This is a genomic window from Arachnia propionica, assembly GCF_003932785.1.
GTDB lineage: Bacteria > Actinomycetota > Actinomycetes > Propionibacteriales > Propionibacteriaceae > Arachnia > Arachnia propionica_B.
In genome coordinates, this window is the sequence record NZ_RQYT01000068.1 from 1 (window position 1) to 8,447 (window position 8,447).

General features: G+C 62.7%; 8 protein-coding genes. 3 read left to right on the forward strand and 5 right to left on the reverse strand.

From position 1 onward, the window contains the following. The first annotated feature begins 457 nt into the window (after nt 1-457). The 3 genes from EII35_RS14980 to EII35_RS14990 all read left to right on the forward strand — a co-directional run bounded on the left by EII35_RS14980 (nt 458) and on the right by EII35_RS14990 (nt 3,404). Complete coding sequence (locus tag EII35_RS14980) at nt 458-976, forward strand: hypothetical protein (RefSeq protein WP_125229267.1); 519 nt, start codon at nt 458-460, stop codon at nt 974-976. A gap of 278 nt (nt 977-1,254) precedes the next feature. After that, nucleotides 1,255-2,628 (forward strand): replicative DNA helicase, encoded by a 1,374-nt coding sequence (gene dnaB, locus EII35_RS14985; RefSeq protein WP_125229268.1) that lies wholly within the window; start codon nt 1,255-1,257, stop codon nt 2,626-2,628. 41 nt (nt 2,629-2,669) lie between these two features. Next, nucleotides 2,670-3,404: a sulfite exporter TauE/SafE family protein gene (locus EII35_RS14990; RefSeq protein WP_125229269.1), complete on the forward strand. Its 735-nt coding sequence runs from the start codon at nt 2,670-2,672 to the stop codon at nt 3,402-3,404. A 6-nt stretch (nt 3,405-3,410) separates the two neighbouring features. Here EII35_RS14990 and EII35_RS14995 read toward each other — a convergent pair whose 3' ends face one another. The 5 genes from EII35_RS14995 to EII35_RS15015 form a co-directional block, all read right to left on the reverse strand. Further along, on the reverse strand, nt 3,411-3,890 hold the full coding sequence (locus tag EII35_RS14995; protein WP_125229270.1) for a hypothetical protein: 480 nt from the start codon (nt 3,888-3,890) through the stop codon (nt 3,411-3,413). 156 nt (nt 3,891-4,046) lie between these two features. Continuing rightward, on the reverse strand, nt 4,047-4,394 hold the full coding sequence (locus tag EII35_RS15000; RefSeq protein WP_125229271.1) for a hypothetical protein: 348 nt from the start codon (nt 4,392-4,394) through the stop codon (nt 4,047-4,049). A 21-nt stretch (nt 4,395-4,415) separates the two neighbouring features. After that, nucleotides 4,416-5,036: a hypothetical protein gene (locus tag EII35_RS15005; RefSeq protein ID WP_125229272.1), complete on the reverse strand. Its 621-nt coding sequence runs from the start codon at nt 5,034-5,036 to the stop codon at nt 4,416-4,418. Further along, nucleotides 5,033-5,641 (reverse strand): hypothetical protein, encoded by a 609-nt coding sequence (locus EII35_RS15010; protein WP_125229273.1) that lies wholly within the window; start codon nt 5,639-5,641, stop codon nt 5,033-5,035. The genes EII35_RS15005 and EII35_RS15010 overlap by 4 nt, the downstream gene beginning before the upstream one ends. Beyond that, complete coding sequence (locus EII35_RS15015) at nt 5,638-8,385, reverse strand: hypothetical protein (protein WP_125229274.1); 2,748 nt, start codon at nt 8,383-8,385, stop codon at nt 5,638-5,640. The genes EII35_RS15010 and EII35_RS15015 overlap by 4 nt, the downstream gene beginning before the upstream one ends. Nucleotides 8,386-8,447: the final 62 nt, after the last annotated feature.

Consider the following 8,447-nt stretch of genomic DNA (forward strand, 5'->3'; position numbering starts at 1 on the left):
AGCGCACTGGATTGTGCGTTCGAGGAGGACAACGCTGCCAGGGGGTCACCGGGGCGACCGCAGTAGATGCGCCTATCCGCGCACCCTCTAAAGCTTGACAAATTCACTGCCGGGCTGCGGAGCTGCGTGGCGGAGCTCCAGGCGACGGATGAGAACGCCAAGGCGGGTCTCGATGCCCTCAAGTCGGTGCTGAATCCTCCGTCCGAGCCCGGAGGGCCGATCAGCCTCAATCCCTCTGCTTCGCCTCACCCCCGGCAGGAGTCCTGACCCATGCCCAGCAGCCCCAACTATGAACGCCTCCGTAAACTGGCGGCCCTGGCCTCGGTCGAATCCACGGACACCACCACCCTGGCCGAGATCCAGTCAACCCTCACCGATCTACGCGAGGCAATCTCCCACGCCAACGCGCAGTTCTCCCAGCTGACCCCGAAACTCAACACGCCTGCAGGAAATGGCGATGGTGGACTTCGGCGAGGTCTACATGTCCGTGTTCGAGCACAACAAGAGGATCGCCGAGAAACGCAACCTTGAGCGCGAGAAGGAGGCCCTGCGCATCCTCGATGAGGCGAATGGCACCCTCGAAGGGCTTCTCGCTGAACTTTCGGATTCCCCATTCACAGGCGCCCCTGATTCTCCGGCCTCCGGTGGGCCTCGTCGCTCCGGTGGTCCCTCACACACCCCCTCAACCGGTGGCGGACCCAGCAGCCGCACCCCCGGAGAACCCCGATGCGGAACCAACCCATCCCCCAACCCCGGCGCCCCCGCACAGACCACTCGCCCCACCAGCCCCGGCATGTGGAACACCCCACCAGGAGGAGCACCCGGCCGCGACGAAAAGGACAAGAAACGCCCCCTCATCGGCTACCAGGTCACCCGCATCAACGACGACCCACCCACAGTCGACCCCTCCCACTTCGCAGCAGGCGACACCACCACACTCACCCCAGCACCCCCACCCGAAGACGACCGCTGGTGAACACGGACCACCGGACCGCCTCCCCCGGTCAGCGGCTGTCCACAACTTGTCCACAGCCTCCCGAAGTTTTCCTCACAGTTTCCCACACGGTTTATTTCCATAACATTTCCATAACGGAGAATCGGGACTTTTCCTCAGGTTGACGACGAGGGACGGCCCCTCGTCCCCGGACTTCCCACAGCCATCCACAGGGTTCTCCACAGAAATCTCCCAAGGCCCACCCGACGATGTCAGGGCCGGGGTCTAGATTGGTTCCTCTCCGCGGAGAAGAGGAGTAGATGTCAGAGCCCTATGAGGAGTTCGAGGAACGGGCACCCGCCGGACCCACCCCACCCCAGGACGAGCAGGCCGAACGCAGCGTCCTCGGCGCCATGCTCATGAGCAAGGACGCCATCTCGGACGTCGTCGAGGTGGTCAAGGGCCGCGACTTCTACCAGCCCCGCCACGAAACCATCTTCGAGGCCATCATCAGCCTCTACGGCAAGGGGGAACCCGCCGACCCCATCACCGTCGCTGCCGAGCTCGGACGCGCAGGCGACCTGCAACGCGTGGGCGGTGCCGTCTACCTGCACGATCTCCTCTCCTCCATCTCCATCGCCGCCAACGCCGGCTACTACGCCGACATCGTGCGGGAGAAGGCCATCCTGCGACGCCTCGTCGAGGCCTCCATCCGCATCGCACAGCTCGGCTACGCCGGTCAGGGTGAGGTGGACAAGATCGTCGACGAGGCCCAGCAGACCCTCTTCGAGGTGTCCAGCAAGCGGGCGGGCGACGACTACAAGTCCATCGGCGAACTCATGGAACCCACCTTCGACGAGATGGAGGCCATCGAGAACTCCGGCGACGCCCTGTCCGGCGTCCCCACCGGCTTCGTCGACCTCGACACCCTCACCAACGGCCTCCACCCGGGCCAGATGGTCATCGTCGCCGCCCGTCCCGGCGTCGGGAAATCCACCTTCGCCCTCGACGTGTGCCGGTCCGCAGCCCTCCACCACGACCTTGCCACCGTCTTCTTCTCCCTCGAGATGAGCCGCACCGAGATCGTCATGAAGGTGCTCAGCGCGGAGGCGTCCGTGCCGCTGCAGAAGATCCGTGGCGGCCGGATGGACGAATCCGACTGGCAACGCATCACCGACAAGCACGTCCAGCTCATGCCGAAACCGTTCTTCATCGACGACTCCCCCAACCTGACGATGATGGAGATCCGCGCGAAGGCCCGACGTCTGAAGCAGCACCACAACCTGCAACTGGTGTGCATCGACTACATCCAGCTCATGACCTCGGGCAAGAAGGTGGAGTCGCGTCAGCTGGAGGTCTCCGAGTTCTCCCGCCAGATCAAGCTCCTGGCGAAGGAACTCGAGGTGCCGGTCATCGCTCTCTCCCAGCTGTCCCGCAACACCGAGCAGCGCAAGGACGGCGTGCCGCAGCTCAGCGACCTGCGCGAGTCGGGCTCGCTGGAGCAGGACGCCGACATCGTCATCATGTTGCACCGCCCCGAGATGTACAAGGAGAACCCGGCCGACGAGGAACGCGGCCTCGCGAACTTCCACATCCTCAAGCACCGCAACGGCCAGCTGGACCGGATCGACGCCCTCTTCCAGGGCCACTACAGCCGGTTCACGAACCAGCCGACGGGGTCCGGCAGCTTCTGAGGGGCCACTCATGAACGTACTCGTCCCCCCGGGGTGATCAGGTGATCGACTCTCCCACGATCTGGTCGGCACTGGTCCTCGGTGCCCTGCTCGTCGGCATCGCCAAGACCGCGCTGCCGGGCCTCGCCACCCTGGCAGTCGCGCTGTTCGCATCAGTGCTGCCCGCCAGGGAGTCGACGGCAATGCTGCTCGTGCTGCTGCTCGTCGGCGATCTCGTGGCGATTCGCGCCTACCGTCGTGACGCCGACTTCGCCACCCTGCGTCGTCTCATCCCGACGGTGGTGGCGGGGCTGGTACTGGGTGCACTGTTCCTGGCCTGGGTGGACAACGTGACGATGCGCCGCACGATCGGGGTGATCCTGCTGGCCCTGACCGCTCTCACCTGGTGGGGGCGGCGACGAGGGCTGACCACATTGACCAGTGAGGGGGTGGCGACCCGGATCGGCTACGGCACGCTCGGGGGGTTCACGACGATGACCGCGAACGCAGGTGGGCCGGTCATGATGCTGTACTTCCTTGCGGCGGGGTTCGAGATGGGCAGGCTCATGGGCACCCAGGCGTGGTTCTTCTTCCTGGTGAACGTGGCGAAGCTGCCCTTCTCCGCGGGGCTCGGGCTGTTCCACGTGGGGATGGTGGTTCCGCTGCTGGCGCTGGTTCCGGTGGTGCTCGTCGGGACGTGGCTGGGGCGGATCATCTTCCGAAGGCTGGCGCAGGAGTGGTTCGAGCGACTCATCCTCGTCCTCACCGTCGTGTCCGCGCTGTACCTCGTCAGGTGAGGGTGGTCACTCGATGACCTGAAGGACCCGAATGATCTCGTTGCCGGCCTCGTCCTTCGCACCCGCGAAGACCAGCTCGAAGGTCGGCAGCTGACCGTCGACCGGCTCCGGTTTCCGCACGTACCACTCGGACCAGTACTCGCAGGCCTCTTCGGTGCAGAGCTTGAACAGGTCGTCGTCCCGCTGCCAGTGCGTGGGATTGGAGATGTAGAGGAGGGACTCGTCGCCGGTGACGGTGCCGTCGGGGTTGAAGGCGACGGCTCCCCAGCTGGCTGGTTGCTCGACGCCCTCGGGCAGGACGTCCCGGTGCATCTTGAGGTTGATCCCGATGATCTGCTCGATGGGGGGACGGGTGTCCTCCGTGGCGGTGGGTGAGGCGTCGCCCTCTGTCCGTGTGGGTGCGGGCTCCGGGCCCGATCCGCCGCACGAGACGAGGGCCAAGGCCGCAAGGCCTGCGACAACTGCCCCGGTCAGCCTGGACTTCATCCGGTCACCTCCATCACCGATCGAGTCGAACCTACCTGCTCCACGCCCCGGCGACGGCAAGTCCACTACTCTTCCTGACCATCCGGATGACATGCCTGACCGGTACCGGCCGTGGACGGGGCCGCCGAGGCGTCAGCCGGGGCCCGGCGGCCCAATTCATCCGCCCTCACCACCGAGCCGAGACTCGATGTTCTTGAACTCACTGCTCGAGCGGATCTCTGTGCTGTCCATGTTCGACACCGCCGACTCAGTCCCCGACCCCAACACCGCACACGCATCGGAGAACTCCAGGATCACATTCGACACATCGAGACGAAACGAGGTGAACACCTCACGTAACGTCACCACCCCATCCAACTTTTCTCCCAGCGGGGAGTCGCTGAACGCGCCCCGAGGAGTCATTCTCGTCGACTCCGAGCCGATGATGGCAAACGTGTCAGCATCGTGCCACGACTCCTTCGCCTTCACTCCGGCCGCATCCCGGGAGAACTCCAGATCAACCATCACTCACACCTTTCTGACACTTCAACTCTCACCTGCCGTCGGCAAACGCGAGGGGGCGATCCACTGGAACGAGTCGAGCATCCGGTACAACTCCTCCGGAACAACCGTCTCTCCCTCACCGGGGAACAGAAAGATCTGCCAGATCGCATCGGGCCTCGGCACCAGCCAAACCTCCATGAACAGGCCATCTCGCACCGCTCGGTAGGTCACCCCACGGGCCCGTTCGCCCCCGATCAGCCGCTCCGGCAGCTCCTCACCGAAGATCCGATTCCGAGTGTCCTGCTTGAGAACAGAAACCCATCCTTCAAACACCTCATCCCGCGGAAAGCAGTCGCCAACTTTCTTCCCATGAGTGTATGGCCGCTGATAATCCGAAGTGACGACCGCGAGCGTTGGCGTCACATATGACACACCACCCTCAGAAGTTACCGCATAAGGCACCTCACCCATGTCCGCGCCCGGTTTCGGCTCCCACCTTGATTCCAGAACGAAAGAGTAACTCCCGTGCTCCGGATACTCCCAGCAGACAGTGTCAACTTCCTCGACCAGCGGCGCAGGACGACACCCCGCAAGAACATGGCAGATCACAAGAGTCGCCACCCAGCCGGTCCAGACACCACGCCGCATCAGCACATCCCTCAACTCTCACCTGCCGTCGGCAGTCGGCGCGGTGCGACCCATCGGAACGAGTCCAACATCCGATACAACTCCTCCGGGACAACCGTCTCCCCCTCACCCGGGAACAGGAATATCTCCCAGATTGCATCAGGCCTCGGCACCAGCCACACCTCCATGAACAGGCCATTCCGCACCCACCGGTAGGTCACCCCACGGGCCCGCTCACCCCCTATCACCCGCTCCGGCAACTCCTCACCGAAGATCCGATCCCTGGTGTCCCGCTTGATGAGGGAAATCCATCCATCAAACACCTCATCACGGGGGAAGCACTCCCCCACCTTCTTCCACCGAGTGTATGGCCTATCGTACCCCCAGTTGATGACCGCCAGCGTCGGCGTCTCATACGACTCACCACCCTCAAAGGTCACCGCATAGGGCACCTCTCCCATATCCCTCCCGGTATTATTTCCCCATCCCGGCTCGAGGACGAAAGAGTAACTCCCGTGCTCCGGATACTCCCAACAGACAGTGTCAACCTCCTCGACAAGCGGAGCAGGACGACACCCCACCAAGAGATGACAAATGGCAAGCACCACTCCCAGCAACAGGAACCGAGAACGAAAAATCATGATTGCCCAACCTCCGTCCGACCCCAGTCAATCTTCTGACTTTTAATCTTTTGACTTGCCTGCAACACCGCAAGATCCATCACCCTGAAACTCTCCCCGAACTCCCAACCCGGAAGCCCCGTAACAACGTACGTCTTGAGCGCGGAAAGGGAATCTTCATTCAAAGCTTCCGGAGACTTGAAATCACCATTCTCGTCGAGCACTTCGTCCCCGAAAACCGGATTATCAATTACATACTGCCCAAAATCAGGGCTCTCTGCAGCCAGGTCGAGGTCAATCAGCGCCCGCCTCAACAGGATGCCGCTCATGTACTCCTCGACCACTTCACCTTTCGGCACATACCCCTCGCTGACTTGGAAGTCATCAGGTAGCGCGACATCGATGACCGGATGAACGATGTGCTGGTTCACCTGGCTCGTTGCCAGACCACCCACGGGGCCTGTCACCAGTCCCAAGCCCCCTGCTCCAGCGTCTGCGGTGATGTGGACTGCTCGCTGCCACCACGCGTTCCTTCTGTTGACGGCCTCGAGCGCTTCCGCGGATGCCCCGTCGGGAGCGGTGAAGAGGGTTTGGAATGCAGTCGCCCAGCGACCAGACACGTGAGGCACCCGGTGGCCCTTGTCGGCGCCGTGGGTGAAGGGTCCTTCCAGGGCGTCCTGCAGGTCGCGGTCGTAGCCGATGTGGGACCACATGATGAGCTTGTCCACTGCTGACCTCGGCTGCCACTGAGGCAGCCCTGAGGCGCCTTTGGTCAGCATGTCATCCTCCAGACTCTCGACTCCGTCGAAGGCGAGATCGATGAACACTCCCTTCGGGCCGAGCAGCCGGTTCGCCATGTCCGTGTCGAAAGAGATGAGATACCGGCCGTCGGGGTCGCCGTCGCCAACCAGGGCCCTGGAACCGTAACCATCCAAGCTGTTGGCGATGCCCCTCATTCTCGGCCCGAGGATGTCTCCCGCCGAGGAGCGGATGTGTGGGTTCTCCACCCCGAAGTCCCGCTGCCCGGCAACATCGCTTCGCTCAGATTCGTAGTTCTCCAGGCCCTCCTGGTAGCCGCGCAGGAACCCGGAGGCGATTCTTGCTCCTTGCCCATCGCGTTCCTGCCATGCCTTCAGTTCCTCGGGGGTCATATCTTCTCGCCCCTCGGCCGACTCGGGCATGGCTGCCTCACGGACGAGATTGCCGAACAGCTCACCTCCATCCATGAACCCGGAGTAGTTCGCCGGATGCCCAATCGTTCGGCGCCCCATGATGTGTTGAACCACGTTCGCCACCTTGTCCCCGCGACCGATCTCCTTATCACCGTCATAATCGTGATCGACGATGTCCACATCAGAGAGATCGACATCAGAAGCCAAGAAGTACTTCACACCTTGCTGACGCCCTCGGTCGAAACGTACCAGGTCCTCATTGGCGGATTCGTCGAGCGCCTCGGGTCGATCCATCAAGGTGAGCATCGCATGGACAGGATCCCCCACCCCAGGTTCCATGCCATGATTGATACGCCAGCCCTCAACCATGCCAACCCGACGATCACTCTGACGCAACAAGGCATCTGCCCGCAGTAACTCATCCATGAAGGAGGCGCCTCCTTCTTCGGCCCTGAAGAAGCCCTCCCCAAGAGCCAATGACGGATTGACCGAGGCCGCCTGCCCCATCAGCTGCGCGAACACCACCACACCACTGATGCTGTTGTCAGCCTGAACAGACCACGGCATCGCATAGCTCTTCCGTCCCGCTTCGATGAGTTTCTGCGCATACCTGTTGTGAAGGGTATTTTCTCCAGAACCCAACTCCGGCAACGCCTCATCAACGAGCAGGAACAACTCTTGATCCTGCTGGTTCGAAGGATCCAGGTTGGCGCCGCCTGCGGCCAGCACCATCCCGGTACCGAGACTTTCCATGAGTTGAAGGCTGAGGTCGTCATCCAAGGCATTGTTCACCTCCATGACCAAGTCGACAACCTGCTCCGGGGAGAACCTGGAACCCAAGGGAGTGGCGACAAAGGGCGACTTCAGATCCTCACCGTACTCCTCGAGGAAGAGACGAAGCTCTTCATCATTGCCAAAACCCTGTTCGAGCCGATCAGCGATCTCCTCCGCCCGCTCCTGACCGTACTCCCACTTGGTCTGGGCCTCCAGGATGGAGCCGTCCTTGAACAACTCCTGGCCGATCTCATCCCGGGAGGACCCCACCTCCGGGGGCAGGAACATCTCCCGCGCCACCCTCACCTGCGCCGCCGCGTCGTGGGCCGCGGTGTTCAAGCTGGCGATGAGCTGATCGTAATTCGCCTTGATGGCAGGCATCTCGACCTCGCGGTAGTAACTCTCCAGCATGGCATTGTGCTTCTTGTCCGCACTGCAGACCTCTCCCGAGGAGGTGACCTCGATCCCGTACCTCAGCTCCTCCAGCTTCCGCTCCACCGCCCGCCACTGATCATGCAACTCCGGGATGGCCCGATCAATCGCGTCGCCGAGGACCGTGTACCACATATCTGCCTGAGCAGCTGCATGACGCATCCCGTCCACGACCGGGCCGAGCTTGCCATGCAGCATCCGAATCGACCCCATGTAGGCATCTGCCGCCTCCCCCACCCAACCCGGCACACCCTGCCCATCCCACTGCCCCAACTGAGTCGCCCCCGACATCGCCCCAGCCAAACGGCTCAGATCGCTGGACAGATCGGAGATCTGCTCCCTCGTGTCCTCAGGAAAAGGCATCTCCTGCTCGGCAGTGGTCATCATCGTCCCCTTTCACTGGGAAGAGTAGCCACCACCCACCCCCTACGGGACCCCCTCACCCCACC